At 53.8% G+C, this 21797-nt stretch carries 23 protein-coding genes and 2 pseudogenes; 5 read left to right on the plus strand and 20 right to left on the minus strand.

The window, feature by feature from the left end:
• Window positions 1–2562 (minus strand): cation-translocating P-type ATPase (locus tag ACK4HN_RS00005; protein ID WP_409877051.1); only part of this gene is annotated, 2562 nt, incomplete at its 3' end.
• Between the two features lie 168 nt (window positions 2563–2730).
• Window positions 2731–3150, minus strand: a complete 420-nt coding sequence (gene rsfS / locus ACK4HN_RS00010; RefSeq protein WP_409877053.1) for a ribosome silencing factor — start codon at window positions 3148–3150, stop codon at window positions 2731–2733.
• A 50-nt stretch (window positions 3151–3200) separates the two neighbouring features.
• Between rsfS and ACK4HN_RS00015 the strand changes: the two genes are divergently transcribed.
• Together ACK4HN_RS00015 and ACK4HN_RS00020 are read left to right on the plus strand one after the other, a co-directional pair.
• Window positions 3201–4493 carry an AMP-binding protein gene (locus tag ACK4HN_RS00015; RefSeq protein ID WP_409868491.1) on the plus strand — a complete coding sequence of 431 codons (1293 nt, stop codon included), beginning with the start codon at window positions 3201–3203 and terminating at the stop codon, window positions 4491–4493.
• A gap of 368 nt (window positions 4494–4861) precedes the next feature.
• Window positions 4862–4951, plus strand: a pseudogene (locus ACK4HN_RS00020) (DUF2442 domain-containing protein); the annotation flags it as partial.
• A 93-nt stretch (window positions 4952–5044) separates the two neighbouring features.
• Here ACK4HN_RS00020 and ACK4HN_RS00025 read toward each other — a convergent pair.
• The 10 genes and pseudogenes from ACK4HN_RS00025 to msrB all read right to left on the minus strand — a co-directional run bounded on the left by ACK4HN_RS00025 (window position 5045) and on the right by msrB (window position 11435).
• Complete coding sequence (locus ACK4HN_RS00025) at window positions 5045–6790, minus strand: ribonuclease J (RefSeq protein ID WP_409868490.1); 1746 nt, start codon at window positions 6788–6790, stop codon at window positions 5045–5047.
• A 60-nt stretch (window positions 6791–6850) separates the two neighbouring features.
• A complete protein-coding gene (gene dapA, locus ACK4HN_RS00030; RefSeq protein ID WP_409868489.1) occupies window positions 6851–7741 on the minus strand; it encodes a 4-hydroxy-tetrahydrodipicolinate synthase in 891 nt (296 codons plus the stop codon).
• Window positions 7738–8178 carry a hypothetical protein gene (locus ACK4HN_RS00035; RefSeq protein ID WP_409868488.1) on the minus strand — a complete coding sequence of 147 codons (441 nt, stop codon included), beginning with the start codon at window positions 8176–8178 and terminating at the stop codon, window positions 7738–7740. Before ACK4HN_RS00035 ends, dapA begins: the two co-directional genes overlap by 4 nt.
• A gap of 6 nt (window positions 8179–8184) precedes the next feature.
• Window positions 8185–9006: a pyrroline-5-carboxylate reductase gene (proC, locus tag ACK4HN_RS00040; RefSeq protein WP_409877054.1), complete on the minus strand. Its 822-nt coding sequence runs from the start codon at window positions 9004–9006 to the stop codon at window positions 8185–8187.
• Window positions 8981–9556: a cell division protein SepF gene (locus ACK4HN_RS00045; protein WP_409849086.1), complete on the minus strand. Its 576-nt coding sequence runs from the start codon at window positions 9554–9556 to the stop codon at window positions 8981–8983. Before ACK4HN_RS00045 ends, proC begins: the two co-directional genes overlap by 26 nt.
• 294 nt (window positions 9557–9850) lie before the next feature.
• Window positions 9851–10009 (minus strand): annotated as a pseudogene (locus tag ACK4HN_RS00050) (ATP-binding protein); the annotation flags it as partial.
• A gap of 19 nt (window positions 10010–10028) precedes the next feature.
• Window positions 10029–10256: a GAF domain-containing protein gene (locus ACK4HN_RS00055; RefSeq protein ID WP_409868486.1), complete on the minus strand. Its 228-nt coding sequence runs from the start codon at window positions 10254–10256 to the stop codon at window positions 10029–10031.
• A gap of 23 nt (window positions 10257–10279) precedes the next feature.
• Window positions 10280–10609 (minus strand): hypothetical protein, encoded by a 330-nt coding sequence (locus tag ACK4HN_RS00060; protein WP_409868485.1) that lies wholly within the window; start codon window positions 10607–10609, stop codon window positions 10280–10282.
• Between the two features lie 57 nt (window positions 10610–10666).
• Window positions 10667–10819 (minus strand): hypothetical protein, encoded by a 153-nt coding sequence (locus ACK4HN_RS00065; RefSeq protein ID WP_409868484.1) that lies wholly within the window; start codon window positions 10817–10819, stop codon window positions 10667–10669.
• Between the two features lie 208 nt (window positions 10820–11027).
• Window positions 11028–11435: a peptide-methionine (R)-S-oxide reductase MsrB gene (gene msrB / locus ACK4HN_RS00070; RefSeq protein WP_409868483.1), complete on the minus strand. Its 408-nt coding sequence runs from the start codon at window positions 11433–11435 to the stop codon at window positions 11028–11030.
• A 128-nt stretch (window positions 11436–11563) separates the two neighbouring features.
• Between msrB and ACK4HN_RS00075 the strand changes: the two genes are divergently transcribed.
• A complete protein-coding gene (locus tag ACK4HN_RS00075; protein WP_409868482.1) occupies window positions 11564–12937 on the plus strand; it encodes an isochorismate synthase MenF in 1374 nt (457 codons plus the stop codon).
• Here the strand turns inward: ACK4HN_RS00075 and ACK4HN_RS00080 are convergent.
• From ACK4HN_RS00080 to ACK4HN_RS00105, 6 genes are all read right to left on the minus strand, one after another.
• Window positions 12934–13218 carry a hypothetical protein gene (locus ACK4HN_RS00080; protein WP_409868481.1) on the minus strand — a complete coding sequence of 95 codons (285 nt, stop codon included), beginning with the start codon at window positions 13216–13218 and terminating at the stop codon, window positions 12934–12936. The genes ACK4HN_RS00075 and ACK4HN_RS00080 overlap by 4 nt on opposite strands.
• Window positions 13219–13417: 199 nt before the next feature.
• Window positions 13418–14578, minus strand: a complete 1161-nt coding sequence (gene petH / locus ACK4HN_RS00085) for a ferredoxin--NADP reductase (protein WP_409868480.1) — start codon at window positions 14576–14578, stop codon at window positions 13418–13420.
• A gap of 192 nt (window positions 14579–14770) precedes the next feature.
• Window positions 14771–14917, minus strand: a complete 147-nt coding sequence (locus ACK4HN_RS00090; RefSeq protein ID WP_409868479.1) for a hypothetical protein — start codon at window positions 14915–14917, stop codon at window positions 14771–14773.
• Between the two features lie 168 nt (window positions 14918–15085).
• Complete coding sequence (locus ACK4HN_RS00095; RefSeq protein WP_409868478.1) at window positions 15086–15547, minus strand: PAM68 family protein; 462 nt, start codon at window positions 15545–15547, stop codon at window positions 15086–15088.
• Between the two features lie 5 nt (window positions 15548–15552).
• A complete protein-coding gene (gene rpsO, locus ACK4HN_RS00100; RefSeq protein ID WP_409868477.1) occupies window positions 15553–15822 on the minus strand; it encodes a 30S ribosomal protein S15 in 270 nt (89 codons plus the stop codon).
• 106 nt (window positions 15823–15928) lie between these two features.
• Window positions 15929–16969, minus strand: coding sequence for a LysR family transcriptional regulator (locus ACK4HN_RS00105; protein ID WP_409868476.1), 1041 nt, complete (start codon window positions 16967–16969; stop codon window positions 15929–15931).
• 348 nt (window positions 16970–17317) lie between these two features.
• On the opposite strand from ACK4HN_RS00105, the gene ACK4HN_RS00110 reads away from it, so the two are divergent.
• Window positions 17318–19495: a CHASE2 domain-containing protein gene (locus tag ACK4HN_RS00110; protein WP_409868475.1), complete on the plus strand. Its 2178-nt coding sequence runs from the start codon at window positions 17318–17320 to the stop codon at window positions 19493–19495.
• Window positions 19492–19752, plus strand: a complete 261-nt coding sequence (locus tag ACK4HN_RS00115; protein ID WP_409849109.1) for a ferrous iron transport protein A — start codon at window positions 19492–19494, stop codon at window positions 19750–19752. The genes ACK4HN_RS00110 and ACK4HN_RS00115 overlap by 4 nt, the downstream gene beginning before the upstream one ends.
• Here ACK4HN_RS00115 and ACK4HN_RS00120 read toward each other — a convergent pair.
• The gene (locus ACK4HN_RS00120) at window positions 19735–21366 is read right to left on the minus strand and encodes a CTP synthase (RefSeq protein WP_409849111.1); all 1632 of its coding nucleotides are present in this window, start codon (window positions 21364–21366) and stop codon (window positions 19735–19737) included. The genes ACK4HN_RS00115 and ACK4HN_RS00120 overlap by 18 nt on opposite strands.
• 79 nt (window positions 21367–21445) lie before the next feature.
• Window positions 21446–21790 (minus strand): ArsR/SmtB family transcription factor, encoded by a 345-nt coding sequence (locus tag ACK4HN_RS00125; RefSeq protein ID WP_409877055.1) that lies wholly within the window; start codon window positions 21788–21790, stop codon window positions 21446–21448.
• Window positions 21791–21797: the final 7 nt, after the last annotated feature.

Raw genomic sequence — 21797 nt, forward strand, 5'->3', positions numbered from 1 at the left:
AGCAAGGGCATGACCCATTTGAGCGAGACAGAGGGTGGTGAACACCATGGTTGTCCAACGTCTTGGATCGAGTCCCCCTTCTATATGTTCACTGGTATAGCTATAGGCCCATACCATCAGGGAAAGGCCAACTATGGCCAAAATTAAGCCCACGCGAATCATATAGGAACCCAAACCACGGCCGAAAATACTTTCGTTGGGCTTAACGGGAGGACGCTTCATGACATCGGGATCCCCCGGTTCAACGGCCAGAGCAAGGGCAGGCAAGCCATCGGTCACCAAGTTCATCCAGAGGATTTGCAAGGGAGTCAGAGGAACCCCGCCTAATCCCAAGAGGGGTGAGCAGGCAATTGTAATGACTTCCCCAATGTTGGAGCCGAGAATGTATTTGATAAAGCGGCGAATGTTGCTGTAAATAACCCGCCCTTCCTCGGTGGCGGCCACAATGGTGGCAAAGTTATCGTCCAACAGCACCATATCACTGGCTTCCTTGGTGACATCGGTGCCCGTCATCCCCATCGCTACACCAATATCCGCTTGTTTGAGGGCAGGGGCATCATTGACGCCATCCCCGGTCATAGCCACAATCTCACCGTTCCGTTGAAGGGATTGCACAATGCGCAGCTTATGTTCCGGCGAGACGCGGGCATAAACACTCACCGTGAGGGTGGCAGCGTCTAATTCCTCAGGACTGAGCTTTTCAATCTCTCGACCGGTCAGAGCGCGATCGCCCCACTCACAAATGCCAATTTGACTGGCGATCGCCTGCGCTGTTAATTGATGATCCCCCGTAATCATGATCGGGCGAATCCCAGCCCTACGACAGGTGGCGACAGCCTCTAGAACTTCCGGCCGCGGAGGATCAAGAATGCCCACTAGCCCCAACCAGATCAACTCCTGCTCACTGGTCTCTACACTCGCCGCGGGTGGCAGCTCTGACCAGTAGCGATGGGCAATGCCCAAGACCCGCAGCCCTTGAGCAGCAAAGCGATCGTTTTCAGCCAGAATCTCTTGGCGATCCGCTAGGGTTAGGGGTTGAATGTCCTGCCCCACCTGCCGCCATCGGCAGCGTTCTAATGTCAGTTCAGGTGACCCTTTGGTAATCATCCAGTAGGGTTCTGTGGCGGGCATCTCAGGAATGGATTCACTGCGGTAGAACGTACTCATCCGCTTGCGATCGGCATCAAAGGGAAACTCCGCCACCCGCTCCGCCTGCTGCTGCAAGGCCTTGAGATCAATTCCCCCTTTAACGGCCAAGGGCAAGAGGGAGCCTTCCGTCGGGTCACCGAGAATCACCCACTCCGCTGCGTGTTGTTTGAGGAGCGCATCATTACACAGTGCGCCTGCCAGAAGGAGCAATTGCCGTTCGTAGAGTGCGGCAGGGTCGTCGGTATTGGCGTTGTAGAAGTCGCCCTTGGGTTCGTAGCCATTACCGCTCACTTTGGCGCAATAGGAGCTAGTAGCTACCGCCTGCACCACCATTTTGTTTTGGGTGAGAGTACCCGTTTTGTCGGAGCAGATCGTCGTTATACTACCAAGGGTCTCCACAGCGGGCAGACGACGGATGAGGGCATGACGTTTTACCATCCGCTGCGTTCCCAATGCGAGCGTGACGGTAATGACTGCCGGCAAGCCTTCGGGTACCACGGCCACGGCCATACTGAGGGACACTTCAATCAGTTCCCTGAGGAGGGAAACATCGTAGAGACTACCGCCAACCACCACAATTCCCACCAGCACTAAGGCAATCCAGACCAAGCGATTACCCAGTTCCGTCATCCGTTTTTGCAGCGGTGTCGGTTCTTGCTCCACCTCTTGCAGAGCAGCGGCAATTTTCCCCAGCTCGGTGTCCATGCCGATCGCCGTGACGACGGCCACACCGCGGCCTTGGTTGACTTCGGTGCCGGCAAAGACGAGATTGGCGCGATCGCCCACTTCTGTATCAATGGGCAAAACTTTCTCAGCATCTTTACTAGTGGCTTCTGCTTCGCCAGTGAGGGCGGCTTCGCGAATTTGTAAATTCACCGCTTCAAGGAGGCGACCATCGGCAGCGACTTTCACCCCAGCTTCCAAAAAGAAAATGTCCCCGACAACCAGTTCAGGGGAGTCAATTTCCATGACCTTTCCTTGGCGGAGCACACGCACTTTAGGAGCTGCCATATTTTTTAAGGCTGCCAGCGCCTCTTCGGCCCGGGATTCTTGGACATAGCCCAAAATGGCATTGAGAATGACAACAACCAGAATGGCCGTTGCATCCTTGGGAAAGGGGAAGGTGTTTTCTTCGAGAGATTCGAGAATATCTAACGTGGCAGAAACAATGGCTACCACCAAAAGCATGATCAGCATCACATTGCGAAACTGATCAATGAAAATCTGCCAGCGGGGTCGGCGGCCATTGTCGATGAGTTCGTTGCGGCCATATGCTGCCTGTCGCCGTTCAACCTCTGCAAAACTCAATCCCTCTTGGCGATCGCTCCCCAGGCGATTAATGACTTCATCGGCGCTCAACGCATGCCACACTGCTTGCGGCTTAGGGTTGGAGGGAGAATAAGAAGAAGTCATGTTGGCTGAAACAAGGGACTATATTTCATTGTGGCTTTAATCGTGATCCATGTTGCTGCCGCCTTCGGAAAGCACTGCTCCTCCTCCCTCAGCAATCGCCTAGATGCAACACGGGTCTTGGCAGCCCCTAAAGGAAAGGCACTCCTATTCCGCAGAAAGGGGAGTGGCCTAGGTCGTGATCAATGACTCAAAGGGAATGCGCTGGGCGTGCCCCCAAAAAGCCTCAAGGTTGTAGTATTGGCGTTCCTTGGGCAACTGCACATGGGCAATCACATCGCCGTAGTCCATCAGCACCCATGAACATTCCGCTTGGCCTTCAATATGTTGGGGCTGGCGTTGGCAATGTTCGAGCACTGCCTCCTCAATCCCTTGGTAAATGGCGCGCACTTGGGTTTTTGAGAGTCCCGTAATGATCACAAAGTAATCGGTGAGGTAGGACACGCCACTCACATCCAAAAGGCAGATATCCACTCCCTTGCGATCGTCGGCGGCATAGGCTGCGGTCCATGCTAGTTTAAGGCTAGGGTCAGTAATTGCGGCTACCCGTTGCATCTGTTGAATAGTCAGGCTGCTGTCTCCTAAACGCACTCCTTTATCCTTTGATTTTACCCATTGGTTTAGGGAGGCGCAGGACAAATTTGTTACAAAACCTTACAAGCATTGACCCCCACTGGCTGTGGTATCCCCACAACGGACAATGGCACACGGCTAGCGCCATCCTTCTCGAGCAATTAGCCAACTATCAGGCGCAACTTCAAGAGCGGCAGCCGACGATCCTTGTGCTGGCCGAACCCGATCCCCTGTGTTTTATCAGTGGTTTTCTAGCAGCTCTCTCTACAGGCACGCCCCTATTGCTGGCCAATCCCCAATGGCAGTCCCAAGAGTGGCAGCAAGTGGCAGCGATCTTGCCCCAGAATTTTATCGCCTGGGGAACGGTGCCCCCCTTAGACCCCCAAGGCGCTGAAGAACCATTGCCCCAGGGCTGGATTCTGATTCCCACTGGCGGCACTCAAGGGCGGTTGCGGTGGGCAATTCACACGGTAGCTACCCTGCAGGCGGCGGTGATGGGGCTGCAATGCCACTTACAACAAGGGGCGATTCACTGTCTGAGTATTTTGCCTTTGTACCATGTCAGTGGTCTGATGCCCGTGGTGCGATCGCTCTGGAGTGGCGGCCAACTCTATCTGGCGAGCCATTTACGGGACTTACGGCAAACAGCCCCCCCCGCCAATTGGGATCTGTGGCTGTCTCTAGTGCCTCGGCAACTGCAACAGGTGCTTACAGAGCCGCTACCGTGGTTAGACAAGTTAAGGGGGATTTTTATTGGCGGTGGCCCCACTTGGTCGCAACTATTGGATCAAGCAGCAGCGCAGCAATTGCCGCTGTGTCTCAGCTATGGCATGACCGAAACCGCAGGCATGATCTGTGCCCAGCGACAGGGAGACTTTTTGGCGGGCGATCGCTCCTGTGGTCAAGTCTTACCCCATGCCCAGATTGATTTAATCCCTACGGGGGAGATTCAGATTCAGTCGGCCTCCCTTGCCCTAGGTTATTATCCCCACCTATTTGCTGAGAGGCTCTTCCAAACCGACGATCGCGCCCAATGGCAGGGCGATCGCCTTTACATTTTGGGACGCAGTAGCCGCAAAATCATCAGTGGCGGCGAGAACATCTACCCCGAAGAGTTAGAAGCCTTACTCCTTGACAGTGGCCTTGTCCAAGACATTCACATCTACGGCGCACCCGACCCCCTGTGGGGCGAACAAGTCATTGCCCTCTATGTGGGAGATGCCTCCCCTGAGGAGCTAAGCAGATGGCTCAAACAGCAGTGCAGTGCCTACAAATGCCCCAAGACATGGATTGCTGTACCCCAAATTCCCCGCACGCCCCAAGGAAAAGTGCGATTATCCTCGATCATGGAGGCACTTTGAAGTTTTGTGGGTAGTGCTTGGGGGTAACTCACCCAGCAATCCTAAAATACGAAAAAAACTAGAGCGTTCCTAGCCATATCCAACAATGTCCCAACAGCCACAAATCCAACTCGTCAAACTTCTCCTCGCGCGTGGGCGAAATTTATTAAAGCCAATCGTATCTGCCAAGGAAACTACAGAAACCTAGTGCGAGATTACGGACATTTGGCCAAGTGGCACGTCCGATTCCGACTTGCCAAGAGTTTTCAAGGATTAAATCTGGGACTGTCATCCAATAAAATCAACACAATTCGTACACTCACTTCTGATTTTCTTTTGGAAACAATGGACAACGACTTTGAGAAGCGAGTCAATGAAGCTATAACTAGGTAACAGACGATACTCTTAGCGTTGATCTAGAGGATGGGCGAACGATCGCGTGGTATCCACGTTTAGCCTATGCCACCACAAAAAATCAACTGAAAACCCTTGATCGTTTCAACGCTGGCTAGCGCAGCGGACGCAAAAATAAACGGGCAGGGATCGCAATCTCCTGCCCAAGGGGCTTGATGTTAACCAACCACAGAAGCGGTGCTGCGACGCCGCCGAATTCCTGTCGTCACAGTGGGAGTGACATCGATGGGTTGCAGGAGCAATAGGACTGAGGCATTACCCTGAAGTTCACGGCGCACCAGTCGCACGAGTTCCCGCTCAATGTGGGCTTTGACCCCTGCCCAATCAATGTCGCCGTTGCGGGCGTACTCGCTCCAGCGATCGCTCAAAGCGGTTTCCACCGTAGCATGTACCCAAGCCTGCCAAGCCTGTGGCTCAATGGCCGTTACAACACCCCGCAGGTGCACTTCAGGCGTGGCTTTCAGGGTGCCATCCGTACCCACCGCCACCGCTACGGTGATAATGCCTTCCTCGGCCAGTTGTTGCCGCTCTTGCAACACATGGGCTTTGACAATGCCGCCGCGATCCAGTAGCTCGATGCCCGCGGGCACCTTATCTATGACCCGAATCGAGTCACGGGTGAGTTCTACCACATCACCGTTGTCAATAATCACCATGTTCTCAGGGGGAATGCCCATGCTCTGGGCCGTTTGGGCATGTTTTACCAACATGCGGTGCTCACCATGCATGGGCAAAAAGAACTTGGGCTTTGTCAGAGCCAGCATCAGCTTTTGATCCTCTTGGCAGGCATGGCCAGAGACGTGAATGCCCTGTTCGCGACCGTAGATGACTTTCGCACCTTGCATCATCAGGCGATCGATCATGTTGACCACGGCAATCGTGTTTCCCGGAATGGGGTGAGCCGAGAGAATCACCGTATCACCGGGGCGAATTTTAATTTTGTTGTGTTCCCCTTTAGAAATCCGCGTCAGCGCCGAAAGTGGTTCCCCTTGGGAGCCAGTGGTGAGGTACATCACCTGATGATCGGGGTACTTGTGCGTCATGTGCAGCGGTACAAAGAGATCATCAGGGCAGCAGATGTAGCCCAACTGCCGCGCATGGGCGATGACATTGAGCATCGATCGCCCCAAAACGGAGACCACGCGGCCATGCTTTTGCGCCAATTCCAAGGCCATACTGAGGCGATGCACCGAAGAGGCAAAGGTGGTAAAAATAATCCGCCCCTCCGCTTGGCTAAAGGCACGATCCAAGTTGGGAAAAACCGATCGCTCCGAAGGAGTATGGCCGGGCACTTCCGAGTTGGTAGAGTCACTAATGAGACAAAGCACCCCCTTTTCCCCATGCTCCGCGAGCCGCTGAATATCAAAGCACTCGCCATCAACGGGGGTAAAGTCAAATTTGAAATCTCCCGTGTGGATAATCACGCCAATGGGGGTATAAATCGCCACTGAGAAGCTATCGGCAATGGAGTGGGTGTTGCGGATATACTCCACAAGAAAGTTTTTGCCCAAGCGCACCATGTCCCGAGGCTGTACCGTGCGAAGTTCGGTGCGATCGGCCACCCCCGCCTCTTCGAGTTTCCCTTGCAGCAAGGCCATGGCAAGGCGAGGGCCATAGATAACGGGAATATCAAACTGCTTGAGGTGAAAGGGAATACCCCCAATGTGATCCTCGTGGCCGTGGGTCACAATCATCCCCTTGATTTTGTCGCGATTTTGCCGTAGGTACGTCATGTCAGGCAAGACGATATTCACCCCGTGCATGCCATCGGTGGGAAAGGCTAGCCCAGCGTCCAGCAAAATAATTTCATCTTGGAATTCAAAAACGCAGGTGTTCTTGCCAATTTCATGCAGCCCACCGAGGGGAATAATTTTTAGGGCAGCAGTTGCAGCGGATTGACTCATAGGTCTCCTTATGATGAAACGAACAAAAAAGGTGCAGCTTGGGAAATACCCAGCGTTGTCTTAAGACTTCAGCAGGCCAAGATCATCTAAAACAGGCTTCAATTGGCTCATCACAGCGTCACTCGCAGACGTGAGGGGTAGTCGAGGTTCACCCACCGCCCAACCTTGCAGGCTGAGGGCCGCTTTAATCGGAATCGGATTCGTCGTCACAAATAAAACCTTGAACAGGGGTAATAGTTGACAATGAATAGCGGTCGCTTTGGCCGTCTCTCCTTGGACAAAGGCTTGGATCATCTCTTGAATGCGTGAGCCAACAAGGTGGCTGGCCACACTGACTACACCATAACCACCCACGGCCAGTAAGGGCAACGTCAGGGAATCATCGCCGGCGTAAATGCGAAACGTGGGGGGTAGGGCAGCGCGCAGGGCACTGACTTGATCAAGGCTGCCGCTGGCCTCCTTGATGGCTACAATGTTGGGGTATTCCGCAAGGCGAATCACAGTTTCCGGCAGGAGGTTTTGCCCTGTGCGGCTAGGGATGTTGTAGAGCATGAGGGGAAAGTCGGGCACGGCCTTGGCGATCGCCTGAAAATGGGCGTAGAGTCCTTCCTGGGGCGGTTTGTTGTAGTAGGGTACCACCAAAAGAGCACCATCGAGGCCGAGTTCTGCTGCCTTTGCCGTGGCATGAATCGCTTCACGGGTGGAGTTGGAACCCGTCCCAGCAATCACCTTAGCTTTGCCCGCCACCGCCTGCTGCACCGTTTGAAAAAGCTGAAATTCCTCTTCCCAAGTGAGGGTGGGGGATTCCCCTGTGGTGCCGCAAACCACAATACCATCGGAGCCATTGGCCACAAGGTGCTGCGCTAGGTCTGCCGCCACATCGTAGGCGATCGCCCCATCGGCGGTAAATGGTGTAACCATTGCGGTAATTACGCGTCCAAAGTCAGTCACAGGCCACCCTCAGCCAAATCCCGTTGCAGTTGTCGAATTGTAACCGCGCGGCTATACACGCGCCGGCGATCGCCCAAGGTTTCTAAGATAATTACCCCCCGTCGCCAGCTTTGGGGCGAGCGATAAATGGTCAAATTCTCGTTGGTCTCAGCAATTTGATAGCCATTATCCTTCAGCCATGCCTCCAGTCGCGACAGTTGCGGTAGGGCGACGGCAAGGACTTGCGTATGATTCCGATAGGCAGCGATCGCTCCCACAACGACCCCCACAGCTAATCCCCAACGGTAGGGCAAGGGAGACAATAGACTCCAGTGGCAAATTTGGCTCAAACTCAAAGCGGTAATGGCAGTGATGCAGGCAAAGTAATAAATGAACACCACCTTCACATCTAAGCCTTCGATGGCGGGGGGGTCAGCGGTTGGAGAAGGGTTGGGCATAGGCACTTAGTTGAGGGCTTGGGCACGCTCGTAGGCCGCTTTTACCGTTTGCATGAGGGTTCCACGCACACCAGCAGTTTCCAGTACTTCGAGACCCGCAATGGTTGTCCCCGCAGGACTGGTGACTGCATCCTTAAGTTGGGCTGGATGCAGCCCGCGCTCATTAAGTAATTGTACTGTGCCTGCTATTGTGCCATAAACGAGTTCCTGTGTCAGCGATCGCGAGAGACCCACCGCCACCCCAGCATCACAGAGCGCCTCCACAATCAGGGCAACAAAGGCAGGGCCAGAGCCAGACAGCGCCGTTACCGCATCCATTTGCCCTTCACTGACAGCCACCACCTGCCCCAGCACCCCTAACAAATTCTTAATCTTTCGGATCTCCAGTTCACTGGCGGCACTATCGCTGGCAAGGGCAATCACGCCGGCGCCCACCTGTGCGGGGGTATTCGGCATTGCTCGAAAGATTAACCGCTGCGGAAAGAGTCGCCGCAGCCGCCCACTGTTGATCCCTGCCATGATGGAAAGGGCAACTCCAGTCCCCTGAGCCACTGGCGTATCTGCTAGTTCTGACTCAATATCAGCAAAAACCTGTGGCTTGACCGCCAGCAAAAGCGTTTCGGCTGTGGCCACCTCTAGGTTCGTTGCCACTCTAACCCCATAGGTGTCGGCCAAATACTGCTGCCGCTGGGGCGATCGCACCGATACCCAAACCTGTTCTGGCGATAGCTCATTGGCCAGCAACCGCGAAAGCATTGCCTCCGCCATGCGGCCACAGCCAACAATCCCAAGAGCAGGCACCCTAGGCACTACGCTGCTGTTGAGCATCCATCCCCCAAGCGGAGGGTGGGGCAACGGGTGTGGGGTTTACGCTTGGACGAACACCGCCGACTTGGGTACTCACTCGAACACAACTGGGCGTAAACAGGAAAATACTCTCGCCAATGCGCTCTTGGTGACCATCAATGGTGTAGGTAGCACCCGCAACAAAATCTACCGAGCGCTGGGCTTGCTCCGGCTCCATCAATGTCAGATTCAGCACCACCGACTTCCGCTCCTTGAGGGCTTTGATCACCTCAGGCATTTCACTAAAACTGCGCGGCTGCATCACCAAGACTTCTGCCACTGCCCCCCACCAACGACCCGCATTCGGCATACCAATCACATTAGAAGGAGCTGATCCTGTCGGCACTGAACCAGTGGTCACTGAGGGGGATGGGCTAGTTTCAAAGTCATGACTCAAGGTTGGCCGTGATGTGGGCAACGGTTCCACGTCAGAGTCCATGGCTGCCGTTCGTGGCGTTCCTTGAGGGTATTCCTCATCATAGATGTCAGTCTCTGGGGTTAGGCCCATGAGGTCACGGAGTTTGCCCAACATAACGACTCACTATTGCTCCCAATAAATGTAGGTAGTTCTAAGATGACCCAAAGCGCTATGGCTAGGTCACCACAGCGGGTCAGGACGGTAAAAGCCAGATGATATGTTTCATGTTTTAACAATCTTAGTTTCGTGGCTAAAAGGGAACCTATGCACAAACATCCACGATAGTTGTGTTAAAACAGGAGGACTCAACTGGCCATTTTACACGAAACCGAGAGAAAAAGATGAATTTGGTGAATTTGGCCTTAAGTGTCTCGCTTTTGCATTGGGTTTGTCAAGGGTAACAATGCCCTAAGCTGGGTTGGCTAGGGGAAGTCGAAACCAAAAGGCTGCTCCCTGAGAATCGCCCGCTTTGACCGCGATTTCACTCCCATGAGCAGTGATAATTTGCCGACCTAGGTATAGCCCTAAACCAATGCCAGTGCGGGGGTGGCTTTCACTGCCACGGTAGTAGAGATCAAACTAGAGATCAACTGAATGGCCAACTGCTCTCAAAATCTAAAAAAGCTCGCTCGTGGGGCTGCCACTCTCGCTGCCGGTCACATTGGTGGACGCCCAGTAAGAAGCACGGGCCTTGGGGCTGATGGCGAATAGAAACGCATAGACAGAATTGGATGTGGTGCACTTCATATACCTGTCGCAGATTCGAGCGCCATGGCAGCGGCGACAATTTGAATCTCAGCCGTCCTCGGTTCATAGGCAACAATAAACACGCGATCGCTAAGGAGACAGCAGCGCACTTCCACCACCGTGGTATTGAAATTTCAGACAGTTCCAGCGTTTGACGAATGCGCAGGGCAATTTCCGGAAGGCAGTTGTTGCCGTTGGGCAGCCAATTGCACGTTCTGTGATAATGACCGCCTCGGAGGTGGCTTGAAAGAAAGTGGCCAAGCGGGCTTCACTTTCCTCCAGTGCTCTCAGGGCACGGTGGCGATCGCGAGTTTCCACCATCAAGGACACCAGATCCGCTAGGGAAGCTGCAAACTGCTCCTCAGCAACAGTCCACTGGCGAGGCGGGCCGATGTGCTCGTGGCACAGAATGCCAATCATGATCCCCTCAACCCAAATCGGCACATCCAGCAGTGAGCTAACGCCAAGGGGTCTCAACTAACTGTGGCGAAACTCTTGGGTGCGTGGATCAGGCCAAGCGTCATGGGCAGTAATCGTGCGCTCCTCTTTTAGAGCCGTAAAGTAGCAAGGATAGTCACTGGCCGTCAATTTCATCCCTGCTGTCAACCCCCGCGGTGATTGTTGAAACAAGTGCGCACATTCAATCTGCTGGCGATCGCCCAAATAAAACTAAGGACTCACCCGTGCGACATGGAGACTGCGGGCACTCGTGCAGAGAATGTCCTGCAAAATCTCCTCAAAGTTTGCTCCGTGGAACGGCTGCCGCCGCGCCAGTTCTACCAAGATGCGGTTGAGGCTTTGTAGTGATGGTAGTTGTGTAGTTGTTCAATCACCGCGGTCATGAAGAGGCAACAGCGTCAGGGATAAATTCCAGCGCCGCTGAGTTAATGCAGTAGCGCAGTCCTGTGGGTGGCGGGCCATCCTCAAAGACGTGGCCTAGATGGGCATCACAGACATCACAGAGGACCTCCGTACGCACCATGCCATGGGAAAGATCCCGCTCCATGCGGATATTTTTGGGGTCAAGGGGTTGCCAAAAACTCGGCCAGCCGCTGCCAGAGTCATACTTGGTTTCGGAGCGAAAAAGCGGCGTGCCACAGCAGACACAGCGATAGAGACCGGGCTTTTTGTTATTCCAGTAGCAGCCCGTGAAGGCGCGCTCCGTTCCCTTTTTGCGGGTGACATAGTACTGCTCAGGGGTAAGTTGAGCTTGCCATTCCGCATCTGTTTTAATAACCTTCGCCATGCTTGCCTCACAAATAGACAGTGATTCTACTCCTCAGCATAATCAGGCAGACAGGGAAGTTGCAGTCTTTTTGCCAAAGGTTCCCTGCCAAGGGGAAAATGTAAGGGCAATCTTGACCTTGTTTGGTTATGCCCGTTTCGCTGCCCCTCACCTTTGATTTGTCCTCTGAATCCGAGTTTTATACTCAGGTCAGCACTGGCATTCAGGCAGCACAGCAAGCCAATTGTCAGTTCCTCAGTTTAGGCATCCCTTTGCCAACGGTTGATCCCCTGATGCTGTTGGCTGGTCTGATGCAGGTCAGTGGCGAAAATGAGCATTTTTACCTTGAGCAAGCGGTGGAGATCGTTGCCGCCTGTGGCGCAGTGGCAACCAGGAGTGTTCAGGGAAGCCAACGGTTTAGTGACCTCCAGCATTTTAGTGAAAGGATTCTCAATCGCGTGTGGGCGATCGCTCCGGCGGAACCCCGCATTTTTTGTCAATTCAGTTTTTGGGATGATGCCGCCAACCGTGCCTTTTTACCCCGCTGGCAGGTGATTCAGCGTCGCGATCAGGTTTGCCTTACCCTCAGTTGTGCCTTAGAAACCAGTACACCCCATCGCCTCTGGCAAGACTGGCAACTCGTACAGCGGGCACTGGCACACCTTCTTGCTGATCCGCCCCCCTGTTCACCGCCACGGGTGATCGCCCTACCGCCGCTAACTGAGCAATATGGGCAATTTATTACCAGTGTCAAGCGTGCCCTCCAGCTCCTCGAGGAGGGAGACCTCGAAAAATTGGTTTTGGCTGCCGCCCTCACCCTAGAGCAGCCCCAAGGGTTTAACTGGCTGGGAACGTTGCAAAACCTGCGTCAGCAGTACGCCAATTGCTACATCTTCAGTGTCGGTCAAAAGCGGCAACAGGTCTTTTTGGGGGCGAGTCCCGAACGCTTGGTCAAAATTGGCGATGGCGTTCTCTGCGCTGATGCCTTGGCGGGTTCCCGTCCTCGGGGGCAAACCCAACAGGAGGATCAACGCCTGCGCAATGGCCTTTACCACAGCTCCAAGGAACGCTACGAGCATCAGGTGATTGTTGAGTTTCTTTGCCAAACCCTCCAACAGTTGGGCATAAGCTGCGAGGTGCCGACCAAACCACGCATCCTTGAACTCAGTCATATCCAACATCTGCAAACGCTGATTCAGGCACCGCTGCCTCAACCCATTCATATTCTCAAAGTGGTGGCGGCTCTACATCCTACGCCAGCAGTGGCGGGCTATCCTGCTTCACGGGCACAAGACTGGCTGCGGCAACTGGAACCCTTTGATCGCCATGGCTATGCGGCTCCCCTTGGTTGGGTGACAGCGACGGGCGAAGGGGAATTCATTGTCGGCATTCGCTCTGCCCACCTTCAGGGCACCCATGCCTATCTTTTTGCTGGGGCGGGTATTGTCAAAGGTTCTCAGCCGCAACGGGAGTGGCAGGAAATCCTGTGGAAATTTCAGACGATGATTTCAGCTTTGGCCTAGCGCAGGGGGGGCTGTTTTTTGCTCATGGTCAACATGGGCAAAGGCTGGGAAGATTGGGGCGGGAGGGCATACTGGGGCACTTTCTCAGGGAGAGGACGCTCAGGCGATCGCTGGAGCAGGCGATAGAGCAGCGCACTTCCTATGAGACCCAAACCCAATAGCAATAGACCGTTGTAGCCCCCCAAACCGCCAATGGTCGAATCAACCCCCCCCATCAGCAGAAGGAAGGCGGAGATGGGTTCTTTACGGTAGGCTTTGCGCAGAAAGCGGGGATAAATCATAGGCGATTGCTGGCTACTCACCATCAGAATACGGGAATACTGACAACTTGGCGTTAAGTAGGTTACATTTTAGCGACCGTACGCCAAACATTGATCTCTCAATAACAGCTCCATCAGGTGATTTACTTCTATCCTGACAGATCCAAGCGGCAATTGGCATTGAGGGCAAAAGGGGGCGATCGCCCCCCAGAGATTTTCCCTAGTAGGTTTCCACGTGCCAGCGGCCTTCTTTTTTGAGCGTCCCCTTGAGAAACTCTTGCCAATCGGCACCATTTTTAGCTGCTGCTGCGGTCATTGCCTCATCAATCCCCGGCTCCATCCCCTTGAGACCACACATATAGACATGGGTATTTTTCTTCTGGAGGAGTTGCCAGATTTCATCCGCATGCTCCGCAATGCGACCTTGGATATACATCTTGCCACCGTCAGGAGTTTTTTGCTCACGGCTGATGGCATAGGTGAGGCGGAAGTGATCGGGATACTTGGCCTGTAGTTCCTCTAATTCATCCTTGTAGAGGATATTGGCAGTGTAAGCGACACCAAAGAAGAGCCACGCTAGCCCCTTGAATTGATAATCAGGGTTATTTTCTTTGAACATGCGCCACAAAAAGGCACGGAAGGGGGCAATCCCCGTTCCTGTTGCCAGCATGATGATCGTGACTTCGGGATCATCGGGCAGGAGCATTTCTTTCCCCACTGGCCCGGTGATTTTCACCTCATCGCCGGGTTTTAACTGGTTGAGGTAGGAGGAACACACGCCGTAGATGGTTTCACCGGTTTCTTTGTCTTTGTACTCTAGGCGCCGTACACACAGGGAGACCGTTTTATCATCTTGAAAGTCACCATGGCGGGTCGAGGCAATGGAGTAGAGACGCAGCTTGTGGGGTTTGCCGTTGGCGTCAGTACCCGCAGGAATAATGCCAATACTTTGGCCTTCGAGATAGCGCAACTCGGTGCCGGAAATATCAAAAATAATGTGCTTGACGGTTCCCTCGCCTCCTTCCCGCACTAACTCTTCATTGGAAATGACCTTACCAATGCAGGGATTGTTGGGACGATAGATATTAACGGGAATATCAACTTTCTTTTCTTTAACAGGGGCAGCACCGTTATTGGATGGCGATTCCGTACTAGCAGCTAAGGGCGCACCGATACCATTGAGGGGCTGAATGCTAACAATTTTGCCCCCCCAACGGGTAATCTGCTGCATAAACTGACTCATGCGGTCATAGGGAACGTTGAAAAATTGACTGCCACTGTTGCGGATGGCATAGTCGGTTTTATCGGTTTCGGCATTTTGTCGCAGTCCCACCACTTCATAGCGAAACATCCGACTGCCAGAATTCGTCGCATTGTACATGGGCTACACGATCTCCAAAAATTAACTCAGCTTTACATTCTGCAACACAACGTCCCAACCGCGATCAACTATCACGTTTTGACTACGGGATTGCCGTGCTTCGGCCACCCACATTATATCTAGCAAGGGCAGCGACAGGGGGCTTTTCCTAGGCATGGAGCGAGATTTCTTGGCTGGAATACACTGGCTCACTTAGCCAAGTGAGCGATCGCGCCCCAAGAGCTTGGCTTCATACCAAGCGGCATCAGCAGCTGCCACTAATTTTGCCATAGGACAGTCTCCAAAGCTGGTGACCAGGATGCCAATGCCGAAGGTAGGGTTGCACTGGCAACTTGGCATAGGTAATCCCTAAATTGGGGATGTCCTTAGAAACCTGGGTTAAAACACAGGCAACAACGCCATGGGGAGCTAGCGCAATAGGATAGTCCAGAATCAACCTAGGGCAGCAATGAAAATCTATCACCAATTCTTCAGATGTTCTCAATGTTCTTAAGGAGAGGAGAGAACTCAATCCGCATTCGGCGATCGCTGGGCTTGATAGGCCTGCCAACTCTCCACAACCCGACCGAAGTTGGTGCGGAACTCCCGCCATCCAAGCCAAGTCCCCTGTTCGTCCTCATCCCAAGAGGCCGAAAGAATGCCATAGCTCAGTCCAAGGGCACCAAGGCCAAAGAGACCGAGACTGGCAATGACAACAACTACATTGGGCAACTTAAACCAGCCCTCGTGGACAATGAAATAGCTCAGGGGAAACGTCATCAATCCCAAAAGGGTGGGGGTGCCACAGAAAATGGCCATACGGGTCACCATCCGCTGGCTAACAATCTCTGGAATTCCTCTACTTTTCGCTTCCTTGGATGAAGGTTTTGCGGCATTAGAACGGACGGCTGCGGTGACAGGGGCTTTGGCAGACTGAGTTGCTCCTTTTTTCTTTTTAGGCTCAAAAGGCAGGTCCGACCGTTTTGCCATGGTTTTTAACCCCGAATTCCGAGACGTTCAATGAGTTGACGATAACGTTGGGCATCTTGGCGATGGATATAGGCCAATAGCCGCTTGCGACGGCCAATAATTTTTAGCAGTCCGCGGCGGGAGGCGTGGTCTTTTTTATTCGTCTTGAGATGCTCCGAAAGTTGCTTAATCCGCTCTGTGAGGATGGCAACTTGGACATCCGCAGAGCCAGTATCCGTAGCGTGGATTTGATAGGCGTTAATGATTTCCTGTTTGACGTCGTGTTGCAGAGCCATGGTCATCAGTTATGAACAGCGCGATCTATTATCATACTCCGATCTTTTGAAATAATAAACTCTCCTGAGCGCAACCATTCTGTCTGTGAGCTGCCACTGCGCTGCCCTAGGAATTGCTGACATTGGTGCTGTTTTCCTCAATCGGGGCGATCGCCAGGAGTTCTTTGAGGGGTTTTTCACTATCGGAGATGGGGGGTTTAGGCGTTGTCAGTTCTGTATCAATGGCAAAAGTGGCAAATTGGGTGAGAATTTCGCGACAGAAAACCTCCGCTGCCCGCGATCGATAGCGATGGGGATTGGTAATCAGCGACAGGGTGCGTTTCACCACCACATTTTCAATGTTCATCCGCCGTAGGCTGCCCAATTGTAGCTCCTTTTCAATGGCAGAAATGGAGACAAAGGCAGCCCCCAAACCCGACTGCACAGCGTTTTTAATCGCTTCGATAGAATTTAATTCCATCTCTACCTTGAGGCGGCGAGGGTCAATGTTGGCGCGCTGCAGTACCTGATCAATCACCTTGCGAATGGTGGATTGGGCATCAAGGGCAATAAAGCCCAGCTTGTACAAGTCTTCTTTGGTCAGGGTTTCAGCACTCGCCAAGGGATGATCCATCGGTAAAATGAGTGCCAGTTCATCCTCAGCGTAGGGGGTAACGGTAATTTGCTCACTCAGTTCCGAGGGGACTTCCCCGCCAATAATGGCTAGATCAATTTGGCCGTTGACCAAGCTCCAGCAGGTGCGGCGGGTGGAATGCACATGCAGTTGCACAGCTACTTCGGGATACTTGCTGCGAAATAGCCCAATCATGCGGGGCATCAGATAGGTACCAGTGGTTTGGCTGGCCCCAATGATCAGGGTGCCGCCTTGCAATTTTTGCAGGTCTTCAATGGCACGACAGGCTTCGTGGCACAGGGAGAGGATTTTATCACCATAGGCCAGTAGGAGTTGTCCAGCTTCGGTGAGTTGGGCGCGGCGTCCCCCACGATCAAATAGGGGAACATCCAGTTGGCGCTCTAGGTTTTGCACCTGTAAGCTCACGGCGGGTTGGGAGACGTAGAGGCTGTCAGCGGCTCGCTTAAAGCTGCCTTCGAGGGCGATCGCCTTGAGGATTCGCAATTGATCAAGGGAAAAGGGCAGTTCGGACATAGGCATTGAGGCCATAGGCATGCCACTAAGAGGCGTTTTTCTGAACTTATCAGGAATCATGCCCAATTGATCTCTACCCCTGCACAAGAAAGCTAATTCTGGTGTGCCAGTGACGCAAAATAGCACGTCTCAAACCTATTGTAAGGGTTGGATTTCCCCCATGCGATCGCTGACTTTTGTTACGTGTTGTTACATTATTGCGCTGGGGAGCGGGCGATCGCCTTCTTGACCCCATATCCCGTTGCTTAGTTCTCTAGCAACAGAGGAAAGAGAAGATTGTGGTTCGCTAAAATCGGTCTAGCGATGCTCTCGGGGAGCCGCTGCCCAATTGCGCGAGGAGTTGAAATCGTGCCCTACCCTTGGCCAAAATGGCTGCCGCTGCCGGTTGTTGCTACCACCTTGGGGGTGGCTGCTGTGGTGATGGGCATGCGCCAACTGGGACTGCTTCAGTCATCGGAACTGAGTTTGTATGACTTTTATGTGCAATTGCAACCCGCCCGCGATCCAGATTCGCGCATCCTGACGGTGCTGGTGACGGAGCAGGACATTCAAGCCCAAAAAACGTGGCCACTGCCGGATGCGACGCTGGCGGAGCTGCTCACCCGCCTCAATGCCGCTAGCCCGCGTGCCATTGGCTTGGATATTTTCCGCGATTTGCCGCAGCCCCCCGGCCACGACGAGCTGCAAAACATGATTCGCCTCAACCCGCGCATTATTCCCGTGTGCAAATCAACGGGTGAAACAGCGGAACAACCTGAGGTGCCGCCGCCACCGAGTATTCCCTTGCAGCAAGTGCCAGAGCGGGTGGGCTTTGCCGATATTCCCCTCGATAACGATGGTGTCATTCGCCGCAATCTGTTTGTGATCAGCAATCCCAAGGCGCAGCGGTGTACAACGCCCTTTTCCTTTGCCCTAATGCTGGCACTACGTTACTTGGATCAGGAGCCAACTCAGACCATTAAACTCGATGACAAGGGTTTGACGCTGAACGATGTGCATTTTCCCCTCCTCAGCAGTGATGCCGGTGGCTATGTGGGGGTGGATGATCGGGGCATGCAAACCCTGCTGAAGTACCGCTCCCGCACCGCGGTGGGGCCAACGGTTTCCCTCACGGATGTCTTGACGGGGCGGGTGAGGGAAGACCTGATTCGCGATCGCGTGGTTTTGATTGGGGTGTCTGCCCCGAGTATCAAGGATATTTTCCTCACCCCCTATAGCGGTAGTGATGCCGTGACGCAGCAAATGCCGGGGGTGGTTGTCCATGGCCAGATGGTGAGTCAATTTCTGAGTGCTGCCCTCGACGGGGAAAGTCCCATTTGGTACTGGCCGCTGCCGGTGGTGCTCGGCTGGATTCTCCTGTGGGCCGGGGTGGGCAGTGTCCTTGGCTGGTGGTTGCGGCAACCCCTGTGGTTGGCGGGCGCAGTCGTGGGGGGGCTAATCATTCTCTTCGGTGGTGGCTTTGGCGTTTTTGTCATGGCGAGTGGTTGGATTCCCGTGGTGCCGCCAGCGATCGCCCTTGTGCTCAGCAGTGTGGGTATGGTGGGCTACGTCAGCTATCAGGCACAGCAGGAGCAAAAATCTTTCCGAGAAAAAGTGCAGGAGCAGGAAAAAGCCTTGGCGCTGTTGCGATCGCTCATGGCCGAGGATACAGCAGCCCTCAATGCCGCGCTGCGGGAACCCACAGAAATTACCGGCAAACCCCGTTCCCTTCTCAGTGGCCGCTACAAAATCCAAAAAGTCTTGGGGTCAGGGGGCTTTGGCCGCACCTATTTGGCTCAGGATACCCAACGACCGGGAAACCCCCTCTGTGTTGTCAAGCATTTGCGACCGGGACGCACCGATGAGCGCTTTATGCAGGTGGCGCGGCGACTCTTTAATACCGAAGCAGAAATCCTTGAAAAGCTAGGACGCCACGATCAAATTCCCCTCTTGCTGGCCTATGTGGAGGAAAATCAAGAATTCTATCTGGTGCAGGAGTTCATTGATGGCGCTTCTCTCAGTGAGGAACTGAAACGCAAACACACGGAAGCCGAAGCCATCCAACTCCTACGGGAAATCTTGGAAGTACTGAGTTTTGTCCACAGTCACTATGTGATTCACCGCGATATTAAGCCCGATAATATTATTCGCCGTGCTAGCGATCGCAAGCTAGTCCTGATTGACTTTGGGGCGGTAAAGCAAATGCAACCCCAAGAAGTGGCAAAAACCCAAGGGAGCACCGTCGTCATCGGGACGATGGGTTATGCTCCGCCAGAACAGCTCTCCGGTCAGCCCACCCTCAGCAGTGATATTTACGCCGTAGGCATGATTGTCCTTCAGGCTTTAACGGGCATTAAACCCCGCGATCTACCGCGAGATTCGCGCACAGGTGAAGTGGATTGGCAACGGTGTGTCACCGTGAGTGAGGGTCTAGCGGCAGTGCTCAATAAGATGGTAAAATTTAACTTTAGCGATCGCTACCCTTCGGCCAAGGAAGCCCTTCAAGAGGTGCGGCGCTTGGCGACACTTGCTTCACCCGTCTCATGAATTATCCTGTGTTGCTCTCTGACCTCCCCTTGGGGACGACGGCGCGGATCACTGCCATTGAGGGAACAGCCGCTTGGCAACGCCGCCTTGCCGCCGTGGGATTCACGGTTGGGGAAACCGTTACCCTGCTGCATCGTGCCCCCTTCAGTCAAACTTTGGCCGTACGGGTGGGTGCCCTGACTGATGTGGCCATACGGGCAACAGATGCCAGCACCATCCTTGTGGAACCGTTGAGAAATTTAGAGACTCGGCACTAACTGCGCATCCTCACGGTTAGAATCCTTGGCTGCCGCTGCCAGCAAGCCGTAAAAGAGGGGATGGGGCGCATTGGGACGAGAGCGAAACTCGGGGTGAAACTGCACCGCAATAAAGAAGGGGTGAGCCGGATACTCGATAATTTCCACTAAGCGGCCATCGGGAGAGGTGCCCGTAATTTGGTAGCCCGTTTCCAAAAAGAGGCTGCGATAGGCATTGTTGAACTCGTAGCGGTGGCGGTGTCGCTCGTAAATGACTGTCTCCCCGTAGAGTTTTTCCGCTAGGGAATTGGGGGCCAAGCGGCAGGCATACAAGCCCAAGCGCATCGTTCCCCCTAAATCCACAATGTCTTGCTGTTCGGGCAACAGGTGAATCACTGGATGGGGGGTATTGGCATCAAACTCGGCACTGTTGGCATTCTCTAAACCCGCAATATGGCGTGCCCACTCAATCACCGCGCACTGCATTCCCAAACACAGCCCCAAAAAGGGAATTCCCTGTTCACGGGCATACTGAATGGCGGCAATTTTGCCCTCAACTCCCCGAATGCCGAAGCCCCCTGGTACAACGATGGCCGCGACATTGCTGAGGGCATTTTCCACACCATTTTCAACAATTTCTTCAGAGTTGACCCAGCGAATACGCAGTTCCTGATCAAGGGCGATCGCCGAGTGCCGCAGGGCTTCCACCACTGAAAGATAGGCATCGCTGAGGCGCACATACTTGCCAACGATCGCCACCTCTAAGGGCGTATGGGAACGGTAGAGCCGCTCCACAAGGGCCTGCCACTGACTGAGATCCGGTTGCCGCTGCTCCAAGTTCAAAAGACTCAACACTTGAGTGGCTAACCCTTCGCGCTCAAGGAGCAGGGGCACTTCGTAGATGCTTTTGGCATCTGGAGAGGGAATGACGCATTCCACAGGGACATCACAAAATTGAGAGAGCTTTTCCTTGATGCCGGGCACAAGGGGGCGATCGCAACGGCAGATGAGAATATCCGGCTGAATTCCAATCGAGCGCAATTCCTTCACCGAGTGTTGGGTGGGTTTTGTTTTCATCTCTCCCGCCGAGGGAATCCAAGGCACCAAGGTGACATGCATAAACAGCACATGGTGCCGCCCCACTTCAGTGCGAAACTGGCGGATAGCCTCCAGAAACGGCAGTGACTCAATATCGCCAACGGTTCCCCCAATTTCAATAATCACCACATCGGGGTTTTTATCCTTGGCCACCCGTAAAATGCGTTCTTTAATCTCATTCGTAATGTGGGGGATCACCTGCACCGTTCCCCCCTTGTAGTCACCGCGCCGCTCTTTGTTAATCACGGCTTGGTAAATGGATCCCGTCGTGACGCTATTCAGGCGGGACATGGGCGTGTCTGTAAAGCGTTCGTAGTGCCCCAAATCCAAGTCTGTTTCGGCGCCATCGTCGGTGACGAACACTTCCCCATGCTGAAAGGGACTCATTGTGCCCGGATCCACATTGATGTAGGGATCGAGCTTGAGAATCGAAACAGAATACTGCCGAGATTTCAGCAGTCGTCCTAGACTAGCGGCAACAATTCCTTTCCCAATGCTAGAGACGACACCGCCGGTCACAAAAACGTATTTTGTCATTGCCGAATACTCGCCCCTCGCCACAGGGGCATCCTCGTCAAACCGTACGCCATTATTCTCGCATATTGGGGCAGGAGGCCTAGGAGAAATTGCTTGCCAATTCCTTGACGATTTGGGATTGCTCCTCAATGCGCTGCCTCAGCCGCTGACATACTAAATCACACAGGGGAAAGATTGTCGGGTCAGCAATTTCGTAATAGACAGTAACCCCTTGGGGTTGTCGCCGCACCAGACCCGCCTGAGCAAGGGTTTTCAAATGCTTGGAGACATTGGCCTGTCCCAACCCCGTCTCCTGAATAATCTCCGAGACATTGCGCCGTCCCTGTTTTAGGGCACAGAGCACCTGTAGGCGACTGGGTTCTGCCAGCACTTTGAAATAGTCAGCAACGTGGACAAGTAAATCAGGGGAGGGGAGGTCAACCATAGAGAGT

The organism is Thermosynechococcus sp. (assembly GCF_046299655.1).
GTDB lineage: Bacteria > Cyanobacteriota > Cyanobacteriia > Thermosynechococcales > Thermosynechococcaceae > Thermosynechococcus.

Excerpts from the sequence above, each read along its gene's own strand:
- ACK4HN_RS00080 (WP_409868481.1), bottom strand. The coding sequence starts at position 13,218 with ATGATTTATCCCCGCTTTCTGCGCAAAGCCTACCGTAAAGAACCCATC.
- ACK4HN_RS00105 (WP_409868476.1), bottom strand. The coding sequence starts at position 16,969 with ATGTCCGAACTGCCCTTTTCCCTTGATCAATTGCGAATCCTCAAGGCG.
- ACK4HN_RS00035 (WP_409868488.1), bottom strand. The coding sequence starts at position 8,178 with ATGCCCAACCCTTCTCCAACCGCTGACCCCCCCGCCATCGAAGGCTTA.
- msrB (WP_409868483.1), bottom strand. The coding sequence starts at position 11,435 with ATGGCGAAGGTTATTAAAACAGATGCGGAATGGCAAGCTCAACTTACC.
- rpsO (WP_409868477.1), bottom strand. The coding sequence starts at position 15,822 with ATGGCTCTGCAACACGACGTCAAACAGGAAATCATTAACGCCTATCAA.
- ACK4HN_RS00045 (WP_409849086.1), bottom strand. The coding sequence starts at position 9,556 with ATGTTGGGCAAACTCCGTGACCTCATGGGCCTAACCCCAGAGACTGAC.
- ACK4HN_RS00115 (WP_409849109.1), top strand. The coding sequence starts at position 19,492 with ATGAATTATCCTGTGTTGCTCTCTGACCTCCCCTTGGGGACGACGGCG.
- ACK4HN_RS00090 (WP_409868479.1), bottom strand. The coding sequence starts at position 14,917 with ATGCCAAGTTGCCAGTGCAACCCTACCTTCGGCATTGGCATCCTGGTC.
- ACK4HN_RS00055 (WP_409868486.1), bottom strand. The coding sequence starts at position 10,256 with ATGAACCGAGGACGGCTGAGATTCAAATTGTCGCCGCTGCCATGGCGC.
- ACK4HN_RS00060 (WP_409868485.1), bottom strand. The coding sequence starts at position 10,609 with ATGATTGGCATTCTGTGCCACGAGCACATCGGCCCGCCTCGCCAGTGG.
- ACK4HN_RS00120 (WP_409849111.1), bottom strand. The coding sequence starts at position 21,366 with ATGACAAAATACGTTTTTGTGACCGGCGGTGTCGTCTCTAGCATTGGG.
- ACK4HN_RS00095 (WP_409868478.1), bottom strand. The coding sequence starts at position 15,547 with ATGGCAAAACGGTCGGACCTGCCTTTTGAGCCTAAAAAGAAAAAAGGA.
- ACK4HN_RS00125 (WP_409877055.1), bottom strand. The coding sequence starts at position 21,790 with ATGGTTGACCTCCCCTCCCCTGATTTACTTGTCCACGTTGCTGACTAT.
- ACK4HN_RS00025 (WP_409868490.1), bottom strand. The coding sequence starts at position 6,790 with ATGAGTCAATCCGCTGCAACTGCTGCCCTAAAAATTATTCCCCTCGGT.
- proC (WP_409877054.1), bottom strand. The coding sequence starts at position 9,006 with ATGCTCAACAGCAGCGTAGTGCCTAGGGTGCCTGCTCTTGGGATTGTT.
- ACK4HN_RS00075 (WP_409868482.1), top strand. The coding sequence starts at position 11,564 with ATGCCCGTTTCGCTGCCCCTCACCTTTGATTTGTCCTCTGAATCCGAG.
- petH (WP_409868480.1), bottom strand. The coding sequence starts at position 14,578 with ATGTACAATGCGACGAATTCTGGCAGTCGGATGTTTCGCTATGAAGTG.